This is a genomic window from Actinokineospora enzanensis DSM 44649 (assembly GCF_000374445.1).
Lineage (GTDB): Bacteria > Actinomycetota > Actinomycetes > Mycobacteriales > Pseudonocardiaceae > Actinokineospora > Actinokineospora enzanensis.
In genome coordinates this window covers 92,980-117,023 of sequence record NZ_KB894429.1, presented here as the reverse complement: position 1 = coordinate 117,023, position 24,044 = coordinate 92,980, and the positions used below count along the sequence as shown (strand labels likewise).

22 protein-coding genes are annotated in these 24,044 nt (G+C 69.4%); 8 read left to right on the top strand and 14 right to left on the bottom strand.

Going from position 1 to position 24,044, the window contains the following annotated elements:
- Positions 1–12 precede the first annotated feature (12 nt).
- Both C503_RS41020 and C503_RS0126820 read right to left on the bottom strand, forming a co-directional pair.
- Entirely contained in the window at positions 13–3,339 is a 3,327-nt protein-coding gene (locus C503_RS41020) for a phage tail family protein (protein WP_051114945.1), read from the bottom strand.
- Positions 3,340–3,744: 405 nt separating this feature from the next.
- Positions 3,745–4,320, bottom strand: coding sequence for a DUF2087 domain-containing protein (locus C503_RS0126820; protein ID WP_018685310.1), 576 nt, complete (start codon positions 4,318–4,320; stop codon positions 3,745–3,747).
- Positions 4,321–4,622: 302 nt separating this feature from the next.
- Here C503_RS0126820 and C503_RS0126815 point away from each other — a divergent pair, with 302 nt between their 5' ends.
- On the top strand, positions 4,623–5,252 hold the full coding sequence (locus tag C503_RS0126815) for a hypothetical protein (RefSeq protein ID WP_156893520.1): 630 nt from the start codon (positions 4,623–4,625) through the stop codon (positions 5,250–5,252).
- A gap of 93 nt (positions 5,253–5,345) precedes the next feature.
- On the top strand, positions 5,346–6,470 hold the full coding sequence (locus tag C503_RS0126810; protein WP_033401086.1) for an alpha/beta hydrolase: 1,125 nt from the start codon (positions 5,346–5,348) through the stop codon (positions 6,468–6,470).
- Here C503_RS0126810 and C503_RS0126805 read toward each other — a convergent pair.
- Together C503_RS0126805 and C503_RS0126800 are read right to left on the bottom strand one after the other, a co-directional pair.
- Positions 6,467–7,615: a class I SAM-dependent methyltransferase gene (locus C503_RS0126805; RefSeq protein WP_018685307.1), complete on the bottom strand. Its 1,149-nt coding sequence runs from the start codon at positions 7,613–7,615 to the stop codon at positions 6,467–6,469. The genes C503_RS0126810 and C503_RS0126805 overlap by 4 nt on opposite strands.
- A gap of 93 nt (positions 7,616–7,708) precedes the next feature.
- Positions 7,709–8,551: an oxidoreductase gene (locus tag C503_RS0126800; protein ID WP_018685306.1), complete on the bottom strand. Its 843-nt coding sequence runs from the start codon at positions 8,549–8,551 to the stop codon at positions 7,709–7,711.
- Positions 8,552–8,662: 111 nt separating this feature from the next.
- Here C503_RS0126800 and C503_RS46265 point away from each other — a divergent pair, with 111 nt between their 5' ends.
- Entirely contained in the window at positions 8,663–8,836 is a 174-nt protein-coding gene (locus tag C503_RS46265) for a hypothetical protein (RefSeq protein WP_018685305.1), read from the top strand.
- 28 nt (positions 8,837–8,864) lie between these two features.
- On the opposite strand, the gene C503_RS0126790 is transcribed toward C503_RS46265, so the two are convergent.
- The gene (locus tag C503_RS0126790) at positions 8,865–9,374 is read right to left on the bottom strand and encodes an ATP-binding protein (RefSeq protein ID WP_018685304.1); all 510 of its coding nucleotides are present in this window, start codon (positions 9,372–9,374) and stop codon (positions 8,865–8,867) included.
- Between the two features lie 1,017 nt (positions 9,375–10,391).
- On the opposite strand from C503_RS0126790, the gene C503_RS46260 reads away from it, so the two are divergent.
- On the top strand, positions 10,392–10,667 hold the full coding sequence (locus tag C503_RS46260; protein WP_156893518.1) for a hypothetical protein: 276 nt from the start codon (positions 10,392–10,394) through the stop codon (positions 10,665–10,667).
- Between the two features lie 88 nt (positions 10,668–10,755).
- The gene (locus tag C503_RS41010; protein ID WP_245572595.1) at positions 10,756–11,109 is read left to right on the top strand and encodes a hypothetical protein; all 354 of its coding nucleotides are present in this window, start codon (positions 10,756–10,758) and stop codon (positions 11,107–11,109) included.
- Between the two features lie 90 nt (positions 11,110–11,199).
- Here the strand turns inward: C503_RS41010 and phoA are convergent, their stop codons facing one another.
- Entirely contained in the window at positions 11,200–12,594 is a 1,395-nt protein-coding gene (phoA, locus tag C503_RS0126780; RefSeq protein ID WP_245572594.1) for an alkaline phosphatase, read from the bottom strand.
- A gap of 184 nt (positions 12,595–12,778) precedes the next feature.
- Positions 12,779–13,234: a GNAT family N-acetyltransferase gene (locus C503_RS0126775; RefSeq protein ID WP_026316736.1), complete on the bottom strand. Its 456-nt coding sequence runs from the start codon at positions 13,232–13,234 to the stop codon at positions 12,779–12,781.
- A gap of 116 nt (positions 13,235–13,350) precedes the next feature.
- Between C503_RS0126775 and C503_RS0126770 the strand changes: the two genes are divergently transcribed.
- Complete coding sequence (locus C503_RS0126770; RefSeq protein WP_018685299.1) at positions 13,351–14,148, top strand: amidohydrolase family protein; 798 nt, start codon at positions 13,351–13,353, stop codon at positions 14,146–14,148.
- Positions 14,149–14,171: 23 nt separating this feature from the next.
- On the opposite strand, the gene C503_RS0126765 is transcribed toward C503_RS0126770, so the two are convergent.
- Both C503_RS0126765 and C503_RS0126760 read right to left on the bottom strand, forming a co-directional pair.
- Positions 14,172–16,313 (bottom strand): MMPL family transporter, encoded by a 2,142-nt coding sequence (locus C503_RS0126765; protein ID WP_018685298.1) that lies wholly within the window; start codon positions 16,311–16,313, stop codon positions 14,172–14,174.
- A gap of 2 nt (positions 16,314–16,315) precedes the next feature.
- Positions 16,316–16,876 carry a TetR/AcrR family transcriptional regulator gene (locus tag C503_RS0126760; RefSeq protein WP_018685297.1) on the bottom strand — a complete coding sequence of 187 codons (561 nt, stop codon included), beginning with the start codon at positions 16,874–16,876 and terminating at the stop codon, positions 16,316–16,318.
- Positions 16,877–17,153: 277 nt separating this feature from the next.
- Between C503_RS0126760 and C503_RS0126755 the strand changes: the two genes are divergently transcribed.
- On the top strand, positions 17,154–17,696 hold the full coding sequence (locus C503_RS0126755; RefSeq protein ID WP_156893517.1) for a hypothetical protein: 543 nt from the start codon (positions 17,154–17,156) through the stop codon (positions 17,694–17,696).
- Between the two features lie 23 nt (positions 17,697–17,719).
- Here C503_RS0126755 and C503_RS0126750 read toward each other — a convergent pair whose 3' ends face one another.
- Positions 17,720–18,619: a peptidase associated/transthyretin-like domain-containing protein gene (locus C503_RS0126750; protein WP_018685295.1), complete on the bottom strand. Its 900-nt coding sequence runs from the start codon at positions 18,617–18,619 to the stop codon at positions 17,720–17,722.
- A 197-nt stretch (positions 18,620–18,816) separates the two neighbouring features.
- Here C503_RS0126750 and C503_RS0126745 point away from each other — a divergent pair, with 197 nt between their 5' ends.
- Complete coding sequence (locus C503_RS0126745) at positions 18,817–20,316, top strand: MFS transporter (RefSeq protein WP_018685294.1); 1,500 nt, start codon at positions 18,817–18,819, stop codon at positions 20,314–20,316.
- A 35-nt stretch (positions 20,317–20,351) separates the two neighbouring features.
- Here C503_RS0126745 and C503_RS46255 read toward each other — a convergent pair whose 3' ends face one another.
- The 4 genes from C503_RS46255 to C503_RS0126730 all read right to left on the bottom strand — a co-directional run bounded on the left by C503_RS46255 (position 20,352) and on the right by C503_RS0126730 (position 23,709).
- Positions 20,352–20,714, bottom strand: coding sequence for an XRE family transcriptional regulator (locus tag C503_RS46255; RefSeq protein ID WP_156893516.1), 363 nt, complete (start codon positions 20,712–20,714; stop codon positions 20,352–20,354).
- 69 nt (positions 20,715–20,783) lie between these two features.
- Complete coding sequence (locus C503_RS0126740; protein WP_084477338.1) at positions 20,784–21,632, bottom strand: Scr1 family TA system antitoxin-like transcriptional regulator; 849 nt, start codon at positions 21,630–21,632, stop codon at positions 20,784–20,786.
- Positions 21,633–21,908: 276 nt separating this feature from the next.
- Positions 21,909–22,394, bottom strand: a complete 486-nt coding sequence (locus C503_RS0126735; RefSeq protein ID WP_245572593.1) for an NUDIX domain-containing protein — start codon at positions 22,392–22,394, stop codon at positions 21,909–21,911.
- Positions 22,395–22,479: 85 nt separating this feature from the next.
- The gene (locus tag C503_RS0126730; RefSeq protein WP_026316733.1) at positions 22,480–23,709 is read right to left on the bottom strand and encodes a helix-turn-helix domain-containing protein; all 1,230 of its coding nucleotides are present in this window, start codon (positions 23,707–23,709) and stop codon (positions 22,480–22,482) included.
- Between the last annotated feature and the right edge of the window lie 335 nt (positions 23,710–24,044).

Genomic DNA, 24,044 nt, shown 5'->3' with positions numbered 1-24,044 from the left:
AGGACCTTCCGACTAGGGCTGGATGTGTTCGACCTTGGCCGCGAAGAGGGCCGCTCGGCACACCGGGCAGACGGGGCGGTGCGCCGCGACGGCGTGGATCCTATATCCGTTGGCGATCGCCCACATGATGATCTTCCGCTCGGCGTGTTCGCGGACGCCGCCGGGGAAGGCCTTCACGTGGCCGGTCGACACCTGCGCGGGCCACGACGGGCTGGACGAGGCGACCACGATCTGCGCTCGGTCGTCGGCCGGGTGCCACACGGCGGCAGCCGCCATGGTGAGCCTCTTCTCGGCGATGTCGCTGGTGATCTGGCCTGCCAGCCCGCCGCTCATCGCGGCCAGGCTCGCGCCGCCGGGACCCGCCAGGTTCCGCACGCTCGCGGGTGCGGTCGACGCGCCACCCAGCTGCGCGACCGTCATCAGCCGGTCGACGATCTCGGCGGCGGCGGTCGTCAACGTGGGCACGATCTCCTTCAGCTTCGCGTCCGCGGCCTTGCGCGCGTCCGTGGTCGACTTCGGACTGTTCTTGATCCGCTGGTTCTCGTCCCACACATCCTTGATCTCGGCATAGCGTTTCCCGGCCTCGTGCAACGCCAGGCGGCCTGCCTCGTCCGCCTTCGGCGCGAGTTCGGCGACCAGGGTCCGCAGGTCCTTGGGGGTGCTGGCGACGATGACCCGCAGTGGCCGGTCGCCGGCCAGGAGTGTCAGGGTGTGGCTTTCCTGCCCGGCCTTGAAGCTCTTCCGAACGGCGATCAGACCGAGCTTCTCGCCCACCCAGCGAACGCCCGCCTTGGCCTTGTCCGCGACCTTGCCCGCGCCGCTCCTGAGCTTGGACCAGAGCTTCCTGCCCACCGCGACGATCTTGCCGACCACCCGGTCGACGGCCTTCATGACCGGTTTGGACAGGGACTGGACGAAGGACTTGACCTTGTCGGCGATGCCGTTGATGCCGAGCACGGCGGCGAGAACACCGATCAGGACCGGGATGCCCGCGACGAGGGCGTTGACGATCAGGGCGGGCACCGGGCCCGCGCTGCCGCCCGCGATGGCCAGGATGGCGTCCAGGACGCCGGTGACGAAGGTGACGATCTGGGCGCCGCGCTCGACCACGAAGCCGACGAAGTCGATGATCATCTTGACGGCCTTGACGAACGCCGAGGCCGGGTTGAGCAGGCTGATGATCCAGGTGATGCCCGCGATCAGCACGGTCGGCACCAGGTACTGGGTGATCTTGCCGAACAGCCCGGCCCTGAGGTCGCCCGCCTTCTCCTTGATCGTCTCCCAGATGCCGCCGATCCCCTCGGACCGCAGCTTCTGGGCGACCGGGACGGACTGTTCCACCGCCGCCATCGCCGGTTCCGGGACACCGCGGGACACGACGCGGCCGCGGATGGCGGACCAGGTGAGGCCGAGCAGGGAGCCGATCATCATGATGATGCCGCGCAGGTCGAACCTGGCCGGGAGTTGCAGACCCGCCGACGCCATGGCGCCGAGAAGCCAGCCGAGCAGGCCCTTCTTGAGGTGTTCGCCGATGTTGGCCAGGAACGAGCGCAGACCTTCGCCGACGGCGTGCACGAGCTTGCCGAGGAAGCCGATGGGGTCACGGATGATCGCCATGACCGCGGCGGCCGCCTTGGCGAGGATGCCGAGCAGCAGGTCCTTGAGTTTCAGGATGGTGTCGATGACGCCTTTGACAGCGCCGATGGCCTTGGCTACCAGGCCCTGGTTCTTCTCCTTCTCGGCGTCGATCTCCGCGTCGACCGATTTCAGCGCCTCGTTGTATTTCGACGCCAGCGACTGGACGAGTTCCTTGCCCTTGGCGTCGACGGACTCGGCGAGTTCGTCGAACCTCCCGGCGAACTCCCCGGCGGCCTGTTTGCCGATGGCCTGGAGGTCCGCGGGCAGTTTGCGCACCTCCGCCTGGAGCTCGGCGCGTCCGGTGGCGATGCGGGCCTTGGCACGGTTGAGCTCACCGCCGATGACGTCGGCGACCCGGGAGATGACCTGTTGCATGCGGTCGACGTAGCCCTTGCGGGCGGTGACGAAGATCTGGTTGGCCTCGTCCGGCAGGCCTGCGAACTGGTCTTTGACCCAGCGGAGTTTGCCGGTGAAGCCGGAATACCGTTTGTCCTTGTATTCGTCCATCCGCCTTTTGTGGTCGGCGGTGAACGCGTCGCGGGCGGCTTTCTCGCCGATGGTGAAAGCGTCGTCGACTTTCTTGTCCAGACCGGACAGGATGTCCTCGACGTCCTTCTTCGTGGCGTCGTAGACCTTCTGCAGCGTCGCGGTGACCTGCGCCTGTTGCGCCTCGTTCCGGCCCTTGGCGGCGTCCTTCCCGCCGGACACCGACGTTCCCGCCCGCAGTCGATCGTTCCGCAGCCCGGCCATCGCGGCCGCGCCTGCCTGTCCGGCCTGGACCTTCGCGTCGGTCAGCGTCCTGGCCTCGGCGGCCCGGACCTGGCCGGGGGCGGTGGCGGCGTGGTTCTCGGCTTCCTTCTTCTCGGCGAGCGCACCGGTGAACTCGGGTTCGTTGGACGTAGCCAACTGCTGGTCGGTCACGCCCGCGTCGGCCATGTGGTCGTCGACCTGCCTGGGCCCGGCGGACAGGTCGGTAGCGGCGGGTGGCGCCGCGTCCGGAACGGCCTTCGCCGGATCGGGTGCGGCGGGGGTCGGTGGTGGCTGGTCGGGGCGCAGCGGGGTGACGGGCTTGTCCTTGGCGGCGGCGATGTCCGGGGGCGCCTTGGTGGTCGACTCGATCGCGCCCGCGGCCGCGTCCTTGCCCGCCGAGACCCGGCCCTGCACCTGCCCCTTGACCGCGTCGGCCTTGCCGGAAGTACCGAACTTGTCAGCCTCGTCGAGGTTCTTGGGCGCCTGGGCCGCGATGGCCTCGTTGACCGCGCGGACGAACGCGGCCTTGTCGAACTCCCCGGGCTTGGCGGCGTTCATCTTCTCCGCGTTGGCCGCCTTACCCTGCGCCTCCTTGTCATCCGGCGGCGGCTTGGCCGCACCTGCCGCCGCGGACGCCTCGGCCGCGGGCGCCGGATGGGCCTTCATCGCCTTCTGCTTGCCCGCGATATCGGCTTCCACGGCCGCGAACTTCGGATCCGACCCCGCACCGGCGCGCGTCTCCGTGGCCAGCCGCTGCACGGGCGCCACCGCCCGCCGCGAAGCGACCAGCCGCGCCGCCGCCCGGTTGCCCGCCGCCCCCTGCAACCGGGCCACCGCGCCCACGTTCAACGGCCGCCCCGGCCTGACCTGCCGCGCGTCCTCGGCGGGCCGGTCGGTCGCCGGGGCACGCCGATCGCCGGGACGGTCCCGATCCTCCGTCGGAGCCTTCACCCGACCCAGTCTCCGGCCCGTCACCCGACCGTGGACGGGACTCCCGGCCGTCCCGAAGGGCACCGACGACTGCCTACGCGGGCATCGATCGGAGCCGGGTTTCAGGCGCCGATCCGCTGATGTCGGTTGACGGACGTGGTCTGGATGATCCGGACCTCGCGGTCGGTCATCTCGCCGAAGTCCTACCGCCCTCGTCGCCGACCGGTGGTTGCGGACACGGTTCTGCTCGGGAGTACGGCTTCGCCGAAACAGCGGAACGCTTGTCGGCGGTGCCGTCGCCCATGCCAAAGAGAATGAGGATGGTAGGGACGCGGGCGAGGTCATTGCGAACGCGGTCATTGTCGAAACCGACTGCCGTCCGGTGGCAACGCGGGAATGGGCGCGGTCGACGGCGCGCGGCCCGAACTACGCGACTGTGTGCTCGTGGGTCGGGATGACTCGGCGGTAGTGGGCGGCGCCTTGGCGGGTGAGGAAGCCGAGGTCGACCAGGAGGCGGCGGAGGGCGGCGGTGTCAGGGCCCGCTTCGGCGAGATGCGCGTTGACTTCCGGCTCGGTGAGTTCGCGGTCGTCGGGGAGCAGGGAGGCCAGGGCGGCGGCGACGGCGGAGAGGTCGTCGGGGCGTTTGGGGAGGACCGTCACCCGGCCGTGGGCGAGGTAGCGGCGCAGGGGTGAGGTGGGTGGGATGGCCCGGCACAGCGCCGTGGTCTCGACGAGGTCATCGGACAGGGTGGCGAGGTGGCCGGGATCGGGGGCGAGGCGGCCCTGCTCGCGGGTGATCAGGCCTGCCTCGGTGAGGCGGACGATCTCCTTCGACAGCAGGCGGACATCCAGCCCGACCGCCACGGCCATGGCGTCCAGACGCGCGGGCTCGCCGCGGTCGTGGGCGTCGAAGAGGGCGACGAGGATTCGCAGCCGGGTCGGGTGGGACAGCGCGGCGAGTGCGGCGGACGCGGCGCTCGCCGTGGTCGAAGCGTTTCGCATGGGCCTGTTCCTTGACGGCTGTTTCCGGACATATCGAATCGTATTCAACCGGGCAACCGGTTTTCCCTCTACCGCACGGCTTTCCTCGTTCGACGCGGTGACCGGGCCCGCGTCCTGATCACGCGCTCCGGGTGTGCGGCCGCACAGGGGATCACCATCTGCCCGAGCGTGTCGTCGCCCCACGTGCGGAGCAGGCCCAAGGCGACGACACTGCGGACAAACTGACACTGTCCGGACATTGTGCGCGGTGGTCCTGGTCTCAACAGAGATCACCGGCCGGGTGAACCTGGTAGTCCGGAGCAGTGGACGAGGACGGCGCGGATGTCGGACTGGACATCGTCCCGCGAACGGCGGGCAGGCGTCCGCGTGCCCGGGTGCCGATGGTTCACCGTCCGCAGAAGCCGCCCGGACCCGTGAAGCGGGTCGTGCACGCGGTGGTGGCGGTGGCGCTGGTGGCGGCGGCCGGGGTCATCGGGCAGTTCCTGGTGCGGGAATCATTCGCGGACACCGGGTTCAGCGGTGAGCCCGGCGCGGTCATCGTGGCGTCCTGCCATGAGGAGATGCACCGAGGGGCCAAGGAAAGTCTTTACGTGACAAGGAGTTGCGCGGGGACCTGGTCGACGCGCCCCGGCCACCAGGTCACCCTGGAGCAGGCCAGGGCGATGTACTCCGAGGGCCAACAAATCACCGCGCGATTGATTGACTCGACCGCGCGCGAGCGCACGGCGAGCAAGCTGGTCATGCAGCTCGGTTTCACTACGGCATTCCTTTGGCTGTTCCTCGGCTCCGGCCTCTACCTGACCACCACGCTGATCCGCCGCGTCCCCTGGCGCGGCTACCGCTATGCCGCATACGTGTGGCTGGGCTCGGCGACCCTGTGCGTGTGCACGATCATCCTCTACTGGGCCGCCATCTACCTCTTCGGCGAATGACCGCGCACAAGACCGCCGTGCCGGTGGGTTATCCGGGACCGAACCGGGGATTACCCCGAGGCGCTGGGCGGACACCAGGGCCATCATCGTCCTATGATCAGTCGACGGGGGATGGGGATGCTGACCGCAGGCCTGGGAGCGATCGCACTCTCGGCCGTGCTGCCGGGCACGGCGCACGCGAGCGGGGCGTTGCGTTTGCCAAGGCCCACCGGGCGTTATCCGGTAGGTGCGACGACCGTGCGGCTGGTGGACCGGGCACGGCGGGATCCGTGGCACCCGGAGTTCGAGCGCGAGCTGATGATCACCATCCACTATCCCGCGCTACCGTCCTCCGCGCCCGGGTTGCCGTACATGCTGCCGTTGGCGGCTCGGCATTTCTCCGAGGTCACCATGAATCAGTACCTCGGATTGAACCTGCCCAACGTCGACTGGACCGGCGTGCAAACCAACGCGATCGTCAACGGACGGCGCAGGCCGGGCCGGTGGCCGACGCTCCTGCACTCGGCCGGGCTCGGGGAGCCGCGCACCTGGGGCACCTGGCGGGCGGAGGAACTGGCCAGCCACGGATTCCGGGTGGTGACGGTGGATCACACCTTCGAATCCCCGGAAGTCCAGTTCCCGGGCGGCATCCTGCGCACCCTCACCCTGCCTGACGACCCGAACGTCTTCATCCGCAAGGCGGTGGACGTGCGGGTGGACGACCTCCGGTTCGTGCTGGACCAGGTCTCGCCCCGGGGTCGGGTGGGCGCGTTCGGCTCGTCCATGGGCGGTTCGGCGGCGGCGATGGCGATGCACGCCGACCACCGGATCGGCGCGGGCGTGAACCTCGACGGCAATCTGACCTATCCGGACGGTGCACTCACACCGGTCGCACGGGACGGTCTCGATCGGCCGTTCCTCTTGGTCGGCAGCGACGGACCCACCGACACCGGTCCCGGCTGGGACGCCTTCCTCGACACCACAACCGGTTGGTCCCGCCGACTACGGTTGCGCGGTGCGAAGCACGCGTCCTTCACCGACGCCGAGGCGTTGGTTCCGCAGCTGGGCCTCTCCCCCGCCGCCCAGGCCGAACGCCTCGGCACGCTGAACCCGGCCGAGGCGATCCGGACCACCGGCGCGTACCTGGTGTCGTTCTTCGACCGCTTCCTGCGCGACGAGGACGACCACCTGCTGGACGCTCCATCGCCGGACTTCCCGGCGATGGAGTTCCCTTCCTAGGCAGGCAGTTCCAGCGCCCAGCGGTAGGCCTGCACGAGTCCGGAGTGGAACCCGGCGGCCGAGCCCCACAGGAACAGCCGGAAGTGCCGGTACAGCGGCTCACCCCAGTTGGCGATGACGTGCTCGCGGTTGGCGTCGAGCTTCTCCGCCCAGATCCTGCAGGTGAGGTAGTAGTTGTGCCGCTCGTCGTCCACAGAGGTCAGGTAGAACGGCGACTTGGCGACCTTGGCCAGGTAGTCGTGCAGCAGCAACGGGGTCGACACGCCCGGGTAGACGTAGCGGCTCATGAACGTCGACATGCGGTGCTTGTGCCGCATGGCCAACGCGTCGAGGTAGACGCGGCCGCCGGGCCGCAACAGTTCCGCGTACTTGCGCAGCGACGTGGTGTAGTCGGGCAGGTGCTCGGTGACGCCCATGTTGACCACCGCGTCGTACGGGCGGTCGGTCTTGAACTTGTAGAAGTGCTTGCGCAGCACCGTGCAGGGCAGGTTCTCGCGCTTGATCAGGTCCTTCAGGTACAGCTCGGACGGCTCGGACAGGGTGAGCGTGGTCACCTCGATGCCCTTGCGGCCCGCGTGCTCGACGAACGCGCCCCAACCGCCGCCGACCTCCAGCACCCGGTCGCCCGGTTTGACGCCAAGCTGTTCGATGGCCATGTCCATCTTGCGGGTCATGGCGTCCTCGATCGGCTCGTCGTCGGACTTGAACGAGCCCTGGGTGTAGCAGCGGTGCCGGTCGTCCAGGAAGGACAGGAAGAAGTCCGGGTCGCGGTCGTAGTGCGCGGTGATCGAGCGGCGGTCGTGCTCGGTCTTGCCGCGCACCACCGCGGGCAGGAACCGGTTCGCCCAGGACACCGGGTGGATGTCGCTGAAGAACTTGCGGATCGCCAGCGCGGTGAAGATGTCGCCCTCGATGTCCAGGTGACCGTCCAGATAGGCCAGACCGACCTGGACCTGGTCGAGGGAGTTGACCGCGGTGATCCCGGTCTCGTCCTTGGCCACCAGGGTGAACACCGGCTCGCCGCGGCCCAGCGTCCGCCCCTGGCCCGTGGGGGGCTCGATGCGGAAGGGAACCTCGTCGCGCTTCTGGAAAAACCGCCGGTACCGGCGCTCTAGCGCGCCCCAATCCGCGTTCTGGCCTGTCACGCGAGTCAGCCTAGCAGCGCCGACCGACCCCGACCACGATCCGAAACCCCGTGCCCTGTTCCGCCCGCGCCTGCGACCGCGGCACCGGGAACGCTAGTGACCCACAGCCGACAATCCGTCCAGATCGGTGAGGTCGGCCTCGGTGAGCGCGAGGTCGCCGACGGACATGTTCTGCTCTAGGTGCGCCACGCTGGACGTGCCCGGGATGAGCAGGATGTTCGGCGACCGGCGCAGCAGCCAGGCCAGCGCGACCTGCCGGTCGGTGGCACCGTGCCGCGCGGCGACCTCGTGCAGCGTCGCGGCCTGCAACGGTTGGAACCCGCCGAGCGGGAAGAACGGCACGTAGGCCACGCCCAGCGCCGCGGTCTCGTCGACTAGCGGGTCGTCCCCGCGCACGACCACGTTGTACATGTTCTGCACGCAGGCGACCGGCGCGATCGAGCGGGCCTCGGCCAGCTGCGCGGAGGTGACGTTGCTGACCCCCAGCTCGGCGATCAGCCCCTGCTCGCGCAGCTCGGCCAGCGCGGTGAACTGGGCCTCCAGCGACGAGTCGTCCATCACCCGCAGGTTGACCACGTGCAGCCGGTCGACGCCGAGCCGGGCGAGGTTGTCGTGCACGGCGGCGCGCAGCTCGTCCGGGGACAGCGCGGGCAGCCACTGACCCTGGTCGTCGCGGCGGGCACCGACCTTGGTGACCAGGACGAGATCGGCCGGGTAGGGACGCAGCGCGGTGGCGATCAGCTCGTTGACCACGTGCGGGCCGTAGAAGTCGGAGGTGTCGATGTGGTCGACGCCCAGCTCCACGGCCCGGCGCAGCACGGCGACGGCGGCGTCCGGGTCGGCGGGCGGGCCGAACACCCCGGGACCCGCCAGCTGCATGGCGCCGTAGCCGAGCCTGCCGACCTGGAACGGTCCCAGCGATCCCCTGGTAGTCATGACGCGACTATGCCCTGCCGGACGGCGCGGCGCCCACCGCGCGACGGTTGGCCCGGTCCGGGTCGGGGAATCCGGTACCGGACCGCACCCGCCGCCGTGAGGGAGCCGATCATGTCGAAGCGCACGCGGCGCGCCGTCGAGACCGGCCCGACCGCCGCCCAACGCCACCTCTACGAACAGGCCCGACGACGCAGCGTGCCGGGTCGTTCCACGATGTCCGAGGACCAGCTGGGCGCGGCCGTCGCCCGCGCGAACACCCGCGGTGACGCGTTGCCATGCAACTGACCTGCCGCGATGGGCCCGCCAAGCCGGGTCAGACCAGTTCGTCCCAGGTCAGGCCGGGTCGGGGGCGGTGAGCGAAGCGCGCGACCAGGATGCTGCGACCGTCCTCGTGCCGGAGTTCGACGTCGTCGGCCAGCACGCGGATCATGGGGAGGTTGAACCCGCCGTGCGGATGACCGCCCTGCCGGGGCAGCTGCCACGGTCCGTCGTCGGCCACGGTCAACACGATCGACCCCGGCTCGGTACCCACGGTGAGCATGACGGCACCGGCCATGTTGTCCGGCCGGAACCTGTGCTCCACGGCATTGGCCACCGCCTCGTCCGCCGCCGTCACGATCGCCCGCGCCGTCTCCACCGCCACGCCGAGATCGGCCAGCCACACCCGCACGTGGTTGCGAACCGCCACCAGGTGCTCCTGCCTCGGCGGCATGAGCACGGTGAGCACCCCGTCCGCGGCGGACGCGGTCACCTCGTTGACCTCATGCCCGCCCGCACCGGTCGTCCCGGTGTCGTCGGCATCCGGCGAAGACGCGATCGGCACCGCGATAACCCCCTCTTGCCCGCCACAAGCCAGTCATCCGATGAGTCGCCACCCGCAATGTCCTCGTTACCACAAGTTCACCCCTACCCGCTGCCTTAGTACGCAAATCACAGGCGAGCCCGGTCGAGGTAACGGTGAGCAAACCTCACCACTATCCGGGCTGGTCACCCGGGTCCGCAATGGTCTGATCCAACTCGGTCGCCGCCGAACCACGGCTCCCGTGCCACCACCACACTCGCGTGGGCTCCACCTGAACGCCGCCGGTCGCGGGGACCGCCTGCCCGCCCGCGCAGATGGCCGACGGAACGCCCGCCACGAGGAGTGCGGCAAGCACGGACCAGGCCGATCCGCAGGTGATGACAGCAGCCCCGAGGCCAGGTTGGGGGGCATGACTGTCGCAGCGTCCGGCACGTGGGCAACCGCGACCAACGACGAAGCCATCCAGCGAGCCGGTCGTTGTCCCATTGGCCATCCGGTTCCGAAGCGAACCGCATTCGCAAATCGAATGCGTACCAGGCGCTGCCATCCTCACCTCTAAGGTTGGCTCGTGTCAGTCGACGAGGAGGCCCAACAGTTGCGCACGCTGTCTGCCGACCTCATCAACACCTCGACCGCATGGTTGGACCGCATGAGTTCGTGGCTGACCGAGACAGACCGCATGGCCGAGACGATCCTGGGCTACTCGGCTCAACACAGTTCGGTTGCGGCAATCCTCGCGGCCGCACGAGATCGCCTGGATGAACTGGGCAGGATACTGATCCAGACCGCAGACGCACTATCCGAAGCCGCAGACCATCACGGCAGCAGAACCGACCAGGCAACAAAAGCGGCCAACCCATCGAGCGTTCGGCACCGAACAGCCCGGAAGCTTCATCCAGACCCGGCAGGCCAGAGAACACCGACCCCGGCGCGCGAACGCCGAGCGCGGGACAGCACCCCGCATCGACTGGTCGAGCGACTCTCGGGCACGCGACGTCGAACAGTTACCGGGACACGTTCTTCAAGGAGTATCCCCACTTGCGGGGGCAGGCGTGGGTTCACCATGCAGTGGAAAGACAAGCCGCCCACATTTATCCGGGCGCAGGGCTGACGGACGCGAAGATCAATTCATTCGAGAATCTGCGTGGCATCCCGAAGGGCGAGACCAACAACACCGTACATCTGAGCAGACTTCGCAAGAATTGGAACGAGTTCTACGACGACAACATCACCGCAACAGAACAAGACCTGCTCGATTATGCGACGCGAATGGACGATGAGTTTGGCGACCAGTTCGATCCCCGGGTAAGGTAGGGCGGTGTCCATGTTCTTTCGCGTGTCGCCCGAGGTGGCGGGGGAGCTCGGGCCGGGCTCCGTGGTGGATCGGAGTGTGCGGCCTGCCGTGGCGAGCAAGGTGGAATACGCGTTCCATGATTGGGTGGGTGACGAGCTGGTCACCGCCACGCCGGTCTTCCTGGTGACGCGGAGCCTCGGTGCGGAGTTGTCGCGGTCGGGGTTGAGCGGGTTCGAGTTGCGGGACGCAGCCATCACACTTGCCCCGGAGGGGGACGAGATCATCGGTGATATCGCCGCACTGCCGGAGTTTCGGTGGTTGGTCGTCACCGGGCGGGGTGGTCACGACGATTTCGGGTTGGTGTTTCCGACTCGTCTTGTCGTGTCGGCCGCGGCGAAGGGGCTTTTGGATACCCGAACATTGCCGCGTTGCGAGATGGAGCCGTACGCCCCGACCGACTGACGAACCTGGGCGGACCACGCACAGGTCGGTGGAGATGGCACGAAAACGGGGCCCGGGAAACATCCCGGGCCCCGTTCGAACCTCAGTACGTCAACGAAGCCCGAGGGCCCGGTTCATCGTGAAGAACAGGTCCGTCTGGTCGGTGATGCCGACCACGTTGGCCGCCTGCGGCCCGTAGCCCGCGAGGCGGACCTCCGTGCCGGTGTGCTCCTGGGACTGGCCCGGCAGCGCGGTGGCGTAGTTGATCGTCATCTGGGCGCCGTCGTGGGTGATCAGGGTGGCGGTGGCGCCGGGGCTCTTGGTGCCGTTGGGGATGATCTGGCTGGTGTGGCCGTGGTCGGCGGTCACCAGGACCAGGGTGTCGGGGTGGCTGTGCGCGTAGGCCATGCCCGCGGCGATCGCGTCGTCGAAGCCGACGGTCTCGCCGATCTGGCCGCACGGGTTGGCGGCGTGGTCCTGCTTGTCGATGCTGGCGCCCTCGACCTGGAGGAAGAAGCCCTTGTCGCCGCGGCGGCTGCCGCGGTCGAGGACGTCCAGGGCCTTGCGGGTCATGTCGGCCAGCTTGGGCTGGGACGCGGGCAGCGCGGTGTTGGGCAGGCAGGTCGCCGCCGGGGTGCCACCGGGGACGGCCTGCGGGCCGACCCACTGCAGGTCCATGTTGTTGGGCGCGAACAGGCCCAGCAGCGGCTTGTCGCCGCGGGCGGACTTCAGGCCCGCGCCGTCGGTGACCACGTCGTAGCCGGAGGCCTTGGCCTGGTCGAGCACCGTCTTGCCCTGGAACTTGCCTGCCTTGACCGTCTGGTCGAAGTAGGCCGCGCCGCCGCCCAGCAGCACGTCCGGGCGGGTCTGCACGAGCTGCTCGGCGATCGAGCCCGCGCCGCCGTTCTCCTTGGCGTTGGTCGGGCAGGTCTTGGTGGTCTCGTTCGGGCCCTTGCAGTCGCGGTCGACCACGTGCGAGCCGAGCACCGCCGGGGTGGCGTCCTGGACCTCGGCCGTGGTCACGTCGCCGGTGCGGTAGCCGTTGCGCTTGGCCAGCTCCAGGATCGTGGGCTGCGGGTTGCCGTAGGCGTCGACCGAGATGGCCTTGTTGTAGGTCTTGTGGCCGGTGGCCCAGCCGGTGCCGGAGGCCGCCGAGTCGGTGACGTAGTCCGGCTTCGACGGGTCGCCCTTGGTGACCGCGTACGTGGTGTACTCGCCGGTCAGCGGGAGCTGGTCCATCTCCAGCCTGCCCGCCGCGCCGCGCGCGTAGTTGCGCGCGATGGTGATCTCCGAGTCGCCCATCCCGTCGCCGAGGAACAGGATCACGTTGCGGGCCTTGCCGCCCTCGATGGCCCGGCGCACGTCCTGGGTGCGGTCACCGGCGGACGCGCTGCGCGCCGACGGGTTGTCCGCGGGACCGGCCACCGCCATGGCGGCGGGCGCGGCCGCGGCGACCGCGACCCCCAGCACGCCGAGGGTGACCCAGCGTCTTCCAACAGCAGGCATGCTCATTCCTCCAAGCCCGGAAACATGATGCCGCAGTACCCCACCCGAAGCTGTGCGGCGCCCGGACTGGACATGAGCGGAAGGTCACCAGTCCGTTAACAGAACCGGTGATCCGGGTGATCGGACATCAAACGGATAATTCGCGACCAACCCGCCGCATCCGTCCAATCCGGACTGGGCGGACCTACAGCTCCCTCGTCATATACACACTGTGCGGGTCCTCGCGGTAGTCCCCGAACGGGGCGCAGTAGCCGAACCCGTGTTTCGTGTACAACGCGCGGGCGGGGGCGAAGAAGTCGGCGGACCCGGTCTCCAGGCTGAGCCTGCGGTATCCGTCCCGCACGGCCGCGCCGATCACGTGGCGCAGCAGCGTGGCGGCGATCCCCTGTCGTTTCCGCGCGGGCGCGGTGCGCATGGATTTGATTTCCGCGTGCCCGGCGTCCAATTCCTTCAACGCGCAACAGCCGACCACGGCCGGACCGTCCATCATGGACCAGAAGGTGATCCCGGGAAGGCGCAGCCCGGCCAGGTCGAGCGCGTGCTTGCTCGACAGCGGCGTCAGCGACCGCATCTCGGCCACGTGCTCGGCCAGGAAGGCCGCGATCGCGGGCCCGGCCAGGTCGTCGACGATGATCTCCACGTGGATCCCCCGGACGTCCGTCAGGCTGGGAACGATGGTAATTCCCGGCCGGAACATCCGGTGATCCCGGGACGTTCGAACCACTGGCCGCCGACCCCGGAGCACCGAGGACCCACATGATCATCGACGCCCACCACCACCTGTGGGACCCCGCCGCCCGCGCCTACCCGCGCGCGGCCGACCAGGCCGACCCGCCCCGGCACGGGATGGCCGACCTCCCGACGGTGCTCGGCGACCGGGTGCGGGCCGCGGTGCTGGTCCAGTCGGTGGCCTCGGCCGCGGAGACGGAGGAGTTCCTGGCCGTGGCGGAGGCGAGCGACCTGGTGGCGGGCGTGGTCGGCTGGCTGGACCTGACCGACCCCGGCCTGGGCGACCGGCTCGACCGGCTGCGCGAGCGGCCGTTGGTCGGCCTGCGGCACCCGGCGCGCGACGAGCCCGACCACGCGTGGCTGCTGCGTTCGGACGTGCGCGCGGGCCTGGCGACGCTGGCCGAACGCGGGCTCACCTACGACATCGTGATCCGCCCGTCGCAGCGACCCGCGGCGCTGGCGCTGGCACGGCTGGCCGGGGGCGCGCCGACGCTGGTGGTCGACCACCTGGGCAGCCCGTGGCCTGCGGCGGGCGAGTGGGAGCCGTGGGCGTCGTGGATCGGGTCGCTGGCGCGGTGCGACAACGTGGTGTGCAAGCTGTCCGGGATCGACGGGCCGGACCTCGGCCCGTACGTCGACCACGTGCTCGCCGAGTTCGGCCCGGATCGCGTGCTGTTCGGCTCCGACTGGCCGGTGGGCGCCGTCGACCGCACCTACGGCGACCTGCTCGACCTGACCGAGTCACTGCTGGACAAGTGCACGCCGAAGGAACACGAGGCCGTGCTGTCGTCCACGGCGCGGCGGGTCTATCGGCTGCCGGACTGAGTCCGACAGCCGATAGACCGGTCTCACCGGGTGGCGTCGACCAGGTCTGGAGATTCGGCCGGTCGGCGCAGCCCCGTGCCCTCGACGTCCAGGACCGGCAGCCAGGCCAGCAGGCGCGGCAGCCACCAGGCCCGCTCGCCGATCAGCGCCAGCGCCGCCGGGACGAGCACCATCCGGACCACGAACGCGTCCACGGCGATGCCGATGGCCAGCGCGAACGCGATGGACTTGATCGTCGGCTCGCCGCCGGGCACGAAGCCCGCGAACACCGAGAACATGATCAGCGCGGCGGCCACCACCACCGGCGCGGCCTGTCGGAACCCGGTCGTGACCGCGCTCAGTGGCCGCTCGCCGCGGTGGTGCGCCTCGTGCATGCGGGAGACCAGGAACACCTGGTAGTCCATGGCGAGGCCGAACAGGATGCCGATCACGATGATCGGCGTGAGGCTGATCAGCGGCCCGGTGGTGTCCAGGTTGACCGCCGCGCCCAGCCAGCCCCACTGGAACACCGCGACGGTCGCGCCGAGCGAGGCGCCGATGGTGAGCAGGAAGCCGAGCACGCCGACCAAGGGCACCGGCAGCGACCGGAACACCAGGACCAACAGCACCAACGCCAGGCCAACGACCACTGCCAGGTAGACCGGGAGCGCACGGTCGAGCGTGATCGCCACGTCCACGCTGACCGCGGTCGAGCCGGTCACATAGGTGGTCGCTCCATCTACTGTGGACAGTCGGGCGCGCAGCTCGGTGACCAGCTGCTCGGTGGCCACGGTGGTCGGCCCGGACTCCGGCACGACGGTGATCAGTGCGGCGCCCTTGCCGTTCGACCGCGGCTCGGTGACGTGCGCGATGTCGCCCGCCCCCTGGATCGCGGCGACCGCGCGGGCGGGTTCGGGGCCCTCGAACAGGATGGTGATCGGGCCGTTGAAGCCGGGGCCGAACCCGTCGGCGAGCAGTCGTTCGGCGCGGGCCTGGGTGCTGTCCGCGGTCGGGGTGGGCACGAGCGTGGTGCGCATGGCCACGACCGGGATGGCGATGATGCCGAGCGTGATCACCGACAGGGCCAACGCCACCACCCGGTGCCGGGTCACGCCGCTGACCCAGCCCCGGTAGAAGCCGCGCTCGCGGACCTCGACGGCGCCGGTGCGCTGCCTCTTCGGCAGGGCGCGCCGACCGAGGAAGCCGAGCACGGCCGGGACCAGCGTCAACGCGACCAACACCGCGACCACGATGGTGGCCGCCGCCGCGATACCCATCTGGGTAAGGAAGGGGATGCCCGCGACGGCCAGACCGGCCAGCGCGATGATCACCGTGATGCCCGCGGTGAGCACGGCCGAGCCCGCCGTGGCCACGGCCGTGGCGACCGCGGTGTCGACCTCGGCGCCGTGGCGCAGCTCCTGGCGGTAGCGGTTGATGATGAACAGCGCGTAGTCGATGCCCACGGCCAGGCCCAGCATGGTGGCCAGGATCGGGGTGGTCGAGCTCAGCTCGACGAAACCGGTCGTGACCGTGACGCCCAGCACCCCGATGGCGACGCCGACCGCGGCGGTGAGCAGGTTCATCCCGGCCATGACCAGCGAGCCGTAGGTGAGCGCGAGGATCAGCAGGGCGAGCGCGACGCCCAGGCCCTCCACGACCCCGCCGACCTTGGGCGCTCCCCCGGCGATGTCGCCGCCGATCTCGACGGTGAGCCCGGAGGCGCGGGCGTGCTCGACGGCGGCGGTCAGCGCGGCTTTCTCGTCGGCGGTGACCGAGCCTGCCGGGACCCGATAACCGACCGTGCTGTACGCGGTGCTCTGATCGGGATTGACCGCGGGTGCCTTGGGATCCAACGGATTGCTCGCGTTCGCGACACCGGGCAGTCTGCCCAGTTCGGACACCAATGCCCCGACCTTGGGCACGTTGTCCGGCGCGGTGAGCTTCTGCCCCTCGGGCGCCTTGACGACCACCCGCGCGGTCGCGCCGCCGCCGGTGCCGAACTCCTGTTTGATCCTGGCCAGCGCGGTGGTGGACTCCTGGCCGGGAATGGAGAACGAGCTGGTCGTCTTGCCGGACAGGGTGCCCGCGCCGACCGCGGCGGCGGCAAGGACCAGCAGCCAGATGACGAGAATGAGGCCCCTGCGCCGGTACGCGACCGCGCCGAGGCGGAATAACAGCCGTGCCATGGTCAAGCCTTTCCGCGGACCCCGAGGGCGTCCAGACAGGTCGTGATGATGTGCCGCCGCCACGCGGTCTTCTCGCCGGTGTGGTGGGCGACCAGGCTGAGCACGACCAGCGCGCCCAGCATCCCGATCACCCGCGCGGCCCGTTCGCCCGCGGCCGCGCCCGGCGCCAGCGCGAACATGTCCAGCACATACGCCTCGCCGCCGCCCAGGGCCACGTCCTCGACCCCCATGGTGGTGATGGCCCGCGAGCCCAACGCCACCAGGCCGGGCCGGTCCAGGGCGAGGTCGGTGAGCAGCTCGACCGCCCGCCGGTCCCGCTCCGGCCCCTCGGCCAGCGGCGCGACCTGCTCGAACAGCCGCCTGCCGTGCTCGCGGCCCATCGCCGTGGCGGCCTCGAAGAGGGCTTCCTTGCTGGGGAAGTGATGCAGCAGCCCAGGCTTGGACAGGCCGACGGCGTCCGCGAGCGCCTGCAACGAGGTCGCCGCGTAGCCGTGCTGCGCGAACAGCGCGGCGGCCCGGTCCAGGATCCGCTCGTCGACCTCCTGCCGGAACGCCCGCTTCATGACCGCGACCCTACGCCCGAGACCGACCGATCCGGTAGGTGGACCGACCGGATCGGTCGGTGTCCTGGGTCACCCGACACACTTCGGCCTGTTTCCTCCCCGATGACGAGATCGCGACGCAGGCGGATCGGAGCGTGGCCTGCCGTCCCGCCGCCTTCTACCGATCACCGGGACCCGCTCGAAGGCCGACAGCGACCGTGGCACACCATGTGTGCGATCACCGGTCGACCGTGACACCCGAACCGCCGGGACACCCGAACTGCGAGGCACCATCCACATGAGACGATCGCTCACCGGCACCCTGCTGCTCCTGGGACTCGCGGCGTGCGGCACGCCCGCGGGCACCACCGACGCGCCGCCGCAGGCCGCGGTGGCCAACAAGAGCAACCCCTGCGAGCTGGTCCCGCAGGACACCGTCACCAAGTCGTTCCCCGACGACACGGTGGGCATCGTCGTGGCCACCGGGTTCGACCCGAAGAACCCGCCCGCGAACGGCTCGTTGCAGGAACGCAACTGCGGCTACACGGTCACCGGTCCCGACACACAGCTGACCGTCATGGTCACCACCTACGGCGAGGACGCCGCGGGCTCCACCTGGAAAGCGCTGGAGCAAGGCGGACAAATCGCCACCACCGGACCCAACGCGGTCGAGCACAAGCCGGTGACCAACATCGGCGACGCGGCGTTCTCCAGCGGACCCGGCGACCTCACCGCGCACAAGGGCACGACCATCGTGCACGTGTGGAGCCCGGACGACGCCGACGGCACGCTGGACAACCGGAAGGCCGCGGCCATCATGCTCCAGGCGCTCGCCCACTGATCGTCGTTCCCGACCAGGACGTGTCAGGCACCGTTCTTGTCGGCGTCGACCCCCAGGATCTTGGCGGCGAGGTAGCCGTCGCCCGCGGCTTGGACGGTCAGGACCATGGAGTCGTTGTAGATGGTGTCCTTGTCGTTGGTGGTGTCGCGGCCGGTGTGGGTGGCGTAGGGCGCGGCGGTGTAGACCTTGTCGTTGAGCTGTTCGTCGAACATCAGCTGGGTGATCAGGGCCTTGGTGTTGTTCAGGTGCACCATGGCGTGGACGTGCACGGTGCGGCCGCGGTACCAGCCCGGCCACACGGTGGTGAAGCGGACGATGCCCTGGGCGTCGGTGACCTGGGCGCCGCGCAGGTAGCGCTTGTCGTCGGTGGGCACGAGATCGGCCATATCACCCGAACCGGTGCCCCCTCCCCCACCCGGGCCACCGCTGGGCGGGGCCATCCCCCCGCTGGGTGGCGCCATGCCCCCACTGGGCGGGGCCATGCCACTCGGTGGGGCCATGCCGCCGCTGGGCATGCCCTCGCCGCCACCGCCGGTGGACTGGGACTCGGCGCCGGAGTAGACGCCCGCGGCGTCGCAGTGCCAGATCTCGACGACGACGTCCTTGATGGCCGCGCAGCCCTCGCTGTCGACGACCTTCAGGGCCAGGTCCAGGCGGGTGCCCTGGCGGTCCTCGCGGATGTCGCCGCGCACCTTGTCGGCGTCGAAGTAGTACGGGCCCTGGGTGGTGGTCGGCGAGAGGGCGCAGGTCGTCGCGTTCGCCAGCAGGGTGGCCGGGTCGGTGCCCGACGCGGCCGTCGTGGTCGTCGCGGTGCCGGTGCCGGTGTCCTTGGTACCGCAGCCGGCGACCACCCCGGCCAGGGTGAGCCCGCCGAACACCAGCGTGCGCCTGCTGACCCGCTTGCCTTCTTCGTCGTCCCGCACGCCATCCGTCCCTTCCGACCGGTTCCTGACGCTATCGGGCCTACCCCCGACGGCCGGTTCGCCGCGAACTGTCACCGGATCGTGTGAGGCGGTGTGACATCCGCCCGGTCACCCCTTCGAGGGGCGGCGGTCAGCTCGCGCATGCGCCGGTCGAACGCCCGGGTGCCACACCCCCCAGTCGACGAATCGAGTCGTTCATGACCGCTCAGCTGGACAGCCCCGCCGACCTCGGTCGCGCCGCCGAACCACACCCGCACCACGCCCGCCGCTGGGCCATCCTCGGTGTGCTCGGCCTCGCCCAGCTCATGGTCGTGCTCGACGCGACCATCGTGAACATCGCCCTGCCCTCGGCCCAGGTCGACCTCGGGTTCTCCAACGACAACCGGCAGTGGGTGGTCACCGCCTACGCGCTGGCCTTCGGCGCGCTGCTGCCCCTCGGCGGCCGGGTCGGCGACCTCGTCGGCCGCAAGACCGCCCTGCTCGTCGGCCTGATCGGGTTCGCCGTCGCGTCCGCGGCCGGTGGCCTGGCCGCCGACTACGGGGTGCTGGTCACCTCCCGCGCCGCCCAGGGCGTGTTCGGCGCGCTGCTCGCCCCGGCCGTGCTGTCCCTGCTGACCACGACCTTCACCGACGCCAAGGAGCGCGCCAAGGCGTTCGGCATCTACGGCGCCATCGCGGGCGCGGGCGGCGCCACCGGCCTGCTGCTCGGCGGCGTGCTCACCGAGTACCTGGACTGGCGCTGGTGCATGTACGTCAACGTGCTGTTCGCCATCGCCGCCACCATCGGCGGCCTCACCCTGCTGCACAACCAGCGCCACGACGGCCCCCGCCACCGCCTCGACATCCCCGGCACCATCACCGTGTCGGCGGGCCTGTTCGCCCTGGTCTACGGCTTCGGCAACGCCGAGACCCACGCCTGGGGCAACCCCGCCGTCTGGGGCTGGCTGGCCGCGGGCGCCACGCTGCTGGTCGTCTTCACCGTCATCGAGACCCGCGTCGCCCACCCGCTGATCCCACTGCGCATCCTGCTGGACCGCACCCGCGGCGGCTCGCTGCTGACCGTGCTGATCCTGGGCGTCGGCATGTTCGCGGTGTTCCTGTTCCTGACCTTCTACCTCCAGCAGAACCTGCACTTCACCCCCATCACCAGCGGCGTGGCCTTCCTGCCGATGATCGGCGCCCTGGCGGTCACCGCGACCACGGCCACCAGCGTCCTGGTCCCCCGCTTCGGCCCGCGTCCGCTCGTCCCGGTCGGCTTCGTGGTCGCCGCCGCGGGCATGCTCTGGCTCACCGACCTCGACCTCGGCTCCACCTACGCCGCCGCCATCCTCGGCCCGCTGATGATCACCGGCGTCGGCTTCGGCCTGGCCATGGCCCCCGCCATGACCTCGGGTACCTCCGGCGTCCACGCAGGCGACGCGGGCGTCGCCTCGGCCCTGGTGAACACGGCCCAGCAGGTCGGCGGCTCCATCGGCACCGCGGTCCTGTCCACCATCGCCGCGAACGCCGCCACCACCTACCTGGCGGGCAAGACCCCCAGCCCGGACATCATCGCCGCGGCCACCATCCACAGCTACACCACCACGTTCGCCTGGGTCGCCGCCTTCTTCGCGGCGGGCGCGGTGATCAGCGGCCTGCTGCTGCGCTCCGGCCCGTTGCAGACGGACCCGGAGGCGGCACCGACGGCCCACATGTGAGGACGCTCTTCGGAAACGGCGGGTGAGCTGACTGCTCACCCGCCGTTTCCCAGGTCGGCACCGGATTGTTCCGGTGCGGCGAGTGCCCGCTCTATTCGTTCCAGGCTCGACAACGCCGCAGCGAGTTTCTCCCGCATTACCGTGAGTTCGTCGTGGACGCCTGATGTGCGTGCCTCTCGCGGCGCTGCTCCGCCGCCTGCGTGGTCGGATGGCGTCGGTAAACCGTGGAGCACCGCGTACAAGTGGGTGGGGTGCAGGCGAAGCGCCACCGAGATCGCTTCGAGCACCCGGGGATTTCTCCGTCGCTGGGCCCGGTTGTTCTGGATCTCGAACACCGTTGCCTTGGAGACCCCGGACCGCTGCACCACCAGGTGCTGGGGCACACCGAGCTGCTCCATCCGCCTCGTGACCACCCTGGCCACCGCGGCCCAGTTCTCAGCCATGCACGCCCGTGCCGTTCATCACGATCAGCCCGCCTGGACGAGATCGGCGGTGCCGTGCGCGCGGAGCACCTCGGTGATCTCCGCGACGGAATCCGCAGGACTCGACGCGTTCGCTCGGAGAAACTCGACGTCCTCGGTCAGGCGGTCAAGGTCCTCCGGTCGGTGCAACCAGACCGTGCTCCCGCGCAGGTGAAGCACAGCGAGCGTGGCGTGGGGCGTCCGGGTGACGGTGAACGGCTGACTGAAGTCCGGACTCCCATCCGCAGGCGTCACACGCAGATCGATCCGAGGATGCTCCGCAAGCCGGAGAAGACGCTCAAGCTGGGCAACTTGGCTCTCGGTCCGCCCCATCGACCGTCCGAGCGCATCCGCCCCGACAAGCACGGTCAGACTCGTGGACTCCTGATGCAGGACCGCACGCTGACGCGCGAACAACCCGGCAAGATGCGCGTCGACCTGATCGGCGGGCACCTCACCGGCCCGCGCCATGACCGTGGCGACCTGCCTGGTCCGCAACAGCGGCGGAACAACCCGGGACGCCACCTCGGTGACATGAACCGCGGTGGCGGACACAGCCAGGTAGGCATCGCGCTGGATCCCCAACTCCGCACCAGCACTGGCCACCCAGCAGGTCTGGTCCAGATCCTCACCCAGCCGCATCACCCGACGAAACCCATCACCCTCGACCCCGAGCAACGCCAGAATCTGCGCGACGTGCTGGGGCTTGGGCACCCGCTCACCGCTCTCCCAACGTGACAACGTGGGAAAGTCGCGATCGATCCTCTCCCCCAGCTCGCGCAGGGACATCCCGCGCTCCCGACGCAACTGCCGAAGAGCACGACCGAGAGCGACACCCCGAGGCGTAGATGACATGGACTTCCTTCGCTATGTCGAAGTGGGTTGGAAATGACGACGTGACAACGGGTCATTCAGCCTTGAACCAAGTCAAGGGCCTAAACCGATGTGGGCACAAGGTGCGGGTGCGGGGCGGCAGCGGGGCGTTTGCGGGGCGGCGCCATCCGCGACCTGCTTGAACGGTAATCATGGAGGCCAGATTCCAGGGACGACGCGGTCGAACCACACTGGGCTCCAACCGACGGGAGTACCCGAATTGTCATAGCGCGGAAACGGTTCTCACCAGGGTCACGTCTAGCGTTCCGAATAGTCGGTAGTGCCATTGACAAGCGCCAGATACGCCCGGCCGAGGCGTTCTGCCATATCAGGGCTCAGCATGGCCTGCGCCTCGACGACAGGGACGAAAGCGAAACCACCGATCTCCGAGTCTCGAATCGACATGGCGCGCTTCTCCGCCAGGGCCAGTGTGCCCGCATCGAAAATGAAGATCAATTGATCGCGCCACGGACCGTGTGGGGCTGCCCAGTCCACCAGCAACAGGCGCCCCGCGGTGACCGCGAGGCCGAGCTCCTCAGCCAGCTCACGCTCACCCGCCTGGCGCGGCGGCTCGTTGTGCTCCGCCATTCCGCCGGGCAGGTCCCAGTAATCCTTGTAGGTCGGGTTCACCACGAGCACACGGCCGCGCTCGTCACGGATCAACAGGTCGACCGCCACGCGCTTGCGGGCTTGCTTGGCGTTGCCCTCGGCAAGATAGGCATAGCGGGCCGCATCCTCGGTCACACCGGCCACCTTCACGTCGACTGGACTCAACGTTACGGAGAAGCGATGCCATTCGGGGTACGATATGTACCCTCACCCGTTCGGGTCACGCCGCGACAGCCAGCCCCACGTTGCTTGCGAGCCGTTGAACCTCGGCGCGAAGACCCGTTGGCGGGCTGGCCAGCATGTCCAGGATCATCGCTCGGCCGAATCCGTTGTAGCGAATGGTTTCCGGAGCTGTCGTGAAGCTCTTGTCGAGCAAGGCGAACGTGGCGTGATAGTCGCCCTGCTGGTGGTGTGCCCTGGCGATCTCAATCAGATGCCGGGCACGCCGCGGCACACTCGTGATCAGATCCGGGCTGACCCGAGAAGCGGCTTGAACGGCCTCCCCGGCCCGGCGCAGCTCGACAGCGACAGTCGTCGCGTGTGCCGTCATGACCGCCTGCGAGTACGAAGTCTGGATATGACGATAGTCACCACCCAACTTGCCCGCGATGCGATGCGCGGTTTCCAGATGAGCCCACGCATCCCCGGCCCTGCCACGCCGGGCATGGATGTACGCGAGTTCGGCTTCCAACGCGCCGACCATCCCCCGCCAGTCATCGGGGCCCCTCTCTGACGATGAGTTCAGCTGCGAGATCGTATTCGAGGCGAGTTCGATTGCCTCCTCCCATCGACCAGCGTCCCGCAACGCCTGGACCATCGCCCACACGCCACCAGCCCGCGTATAGGGGTCGTCGGCCTCCTGCCCCTCGATCAGCGCACGATCGGCGACAATCCACAGCAACTCAGGCGCAGGCTGATATGCGACATAAAAGTCCGCGAGCTGATAGACCCCAGCCAAAACGCGACGGGCCGCACGGCGCCGACCATCAGGAATCCGCCGGACAGCGTGCTGAGCATCGCGGATCAGCCCAGGCAACAACACCCCCAACCGAGTGCGGTGATCCGGGGAACTGTGCCGCACGTGCCACGCCTGCTGCAAACGCACGGCCAGGTGATCAAGACTGGCAGGCGGCGACTCGTCGATGACGTGGTAGCTCGTCAACGCCGTCCGCACATCGGCAAGGGCAGCATGTGCCTCGCCGCCGAACGACGCCACCGGAATCGAGGCGGTTCCGGTGAGATCCCGCAGATCCTCCAGGCCCAACGCCTGCGCGATGCGCAGAAGCATGTCCAGGCGCGGCGTGTGCAACCTGCCCGTCTCGACCGCCTTCACCCACTCCGCGGACCTGTCGACCAAGCCGCCCAGCACGGCGCGGGACATACCGGCACGCTTTCGGGCATTCTGGATCCGAACCCCTGGCGACAGCGACGGCTCGATAGACTTCGGCATCCCGGCACCACCTCGTTTCATTCGCCAGCCTAGCGCGATCCAGCCTTGTACAGGACAGTGCGCGTGGAGCGTGCTCATGGGGCCCTCGCGACCTGAAGTACAACCGTCGACCACCCGTATCGGCGCGCAGCACAGGCAGGAGTCGGAGCGTGAGCACACCAGTCCTCTACCTGATGATCTGCGGCGCGGGCCCGCGGACCACACAGAGCGCATGGTGACGTTGGCCCGGTCCGACGGCTGGGACGCGTGGTGCCTTGCCACTCCGGCGGCGGTCGAGCACTTCCTCGATCTCGACGCCCTCGCCGACCTCACCGGGCATCCGGTTCGCCGCAGAG

Excerpts from the sequence above, each read along its gene's own strand:
- C503_RS0126820 (WP_018685310.1), bottom strand. The coding sequence starts at position 4,320 with ATGCGAAACGCTTCGACCACGGCGAGCGCCGCGTCCGCCGCACTCGCC.
- C503_RS0126810 (WP_033401086.1), top strand. The coding sequence starts at position 5,346 with ATGATCAGTCGACGGGGGATGGGGATGCTGACCGCAGGCCTGGGAGCG.
- C503_RS0126800 (WP_018685306.1), bottom strand. The coding sequence starts at position 8,551 with ATGACTACCAGGGGATCGCTGGGACCGTTCCAGGTCGGCAGGCTCGGC.
- C503_RS46265 (WP_018685305.1), top strand. The coding sequence starts at position 8,663 with ATGTCGAAGCGCACGCGGCGCGCCGTCGAGACCGGCCCGACCGCCGCC.
- phoA (WP_245572594.1), bottom strand. The coding sequence starts at position 12,594 with ATGCCTGCTGTTGGAAGACGCTGGGTCACCCTCGGCGTGCTGGGGGTC.
- C503_RS0126770 (WP_018685299.1), top strand. The coding sequence starts at position 13,351 with ATGATCATCGACGCCCACCACCACCTGTGGGACCCCGCCGCCCGCGCC.
- C503_RS0126765 (WP_018685298.1), bottom strand. The coding sequence starts at position 16,313 with ATGGCACGGCTGTTATTCCGCCTCGGCGCGGTCGCGTACCGGCGCAGG.
- C503_RS0126760 (WP_018685297.1), bottom strand. The coding sequence starts at position 16,876 with ATGAAGCGGGCGTTCCGGCAGGAGGTCGACGAGCGGATCCTGGACCGG.
- C503_RS0126755 (WP_156893517.1), top strand. The coding sequence starts at position 17,154 with ATGAGACGATCGCTCACCGGCACCCTGCTGCTCCTGGGACTCGCGGCG.
- C503_RS0126745 (WP_018685294.1), top strand. The coding sequence starts at position 18,817 with ATGACCGCTCAGCTGGACAGCCCCGCCGACCTCGGTCGCGCCGCCGAA.
- C503_RS46255 (WP_156893516.1), bottom strand. The coding sequence starts at position 20,714 with ATGGAGCAGCTCGGTGTGCCCCAGCACCTGGTGGTGCAGCGGTCCGGG.
- C503_RS0126740 (WP_084477338.1), bottom strand. The coding sequence starts at position 21,632 with ATGTCATCTACGCCTCGGGGTGTCGCTCTCGGTCGTGCTCTTCGGCAG.
- C503_RS0126730 (WP_026316733.1), bottom strand. The coding sequence starts at position 23,709 with ATGCCGAAGTCTATCGAGCCGTCGCTGTCGCCAGGGGTTCGGATCCAG.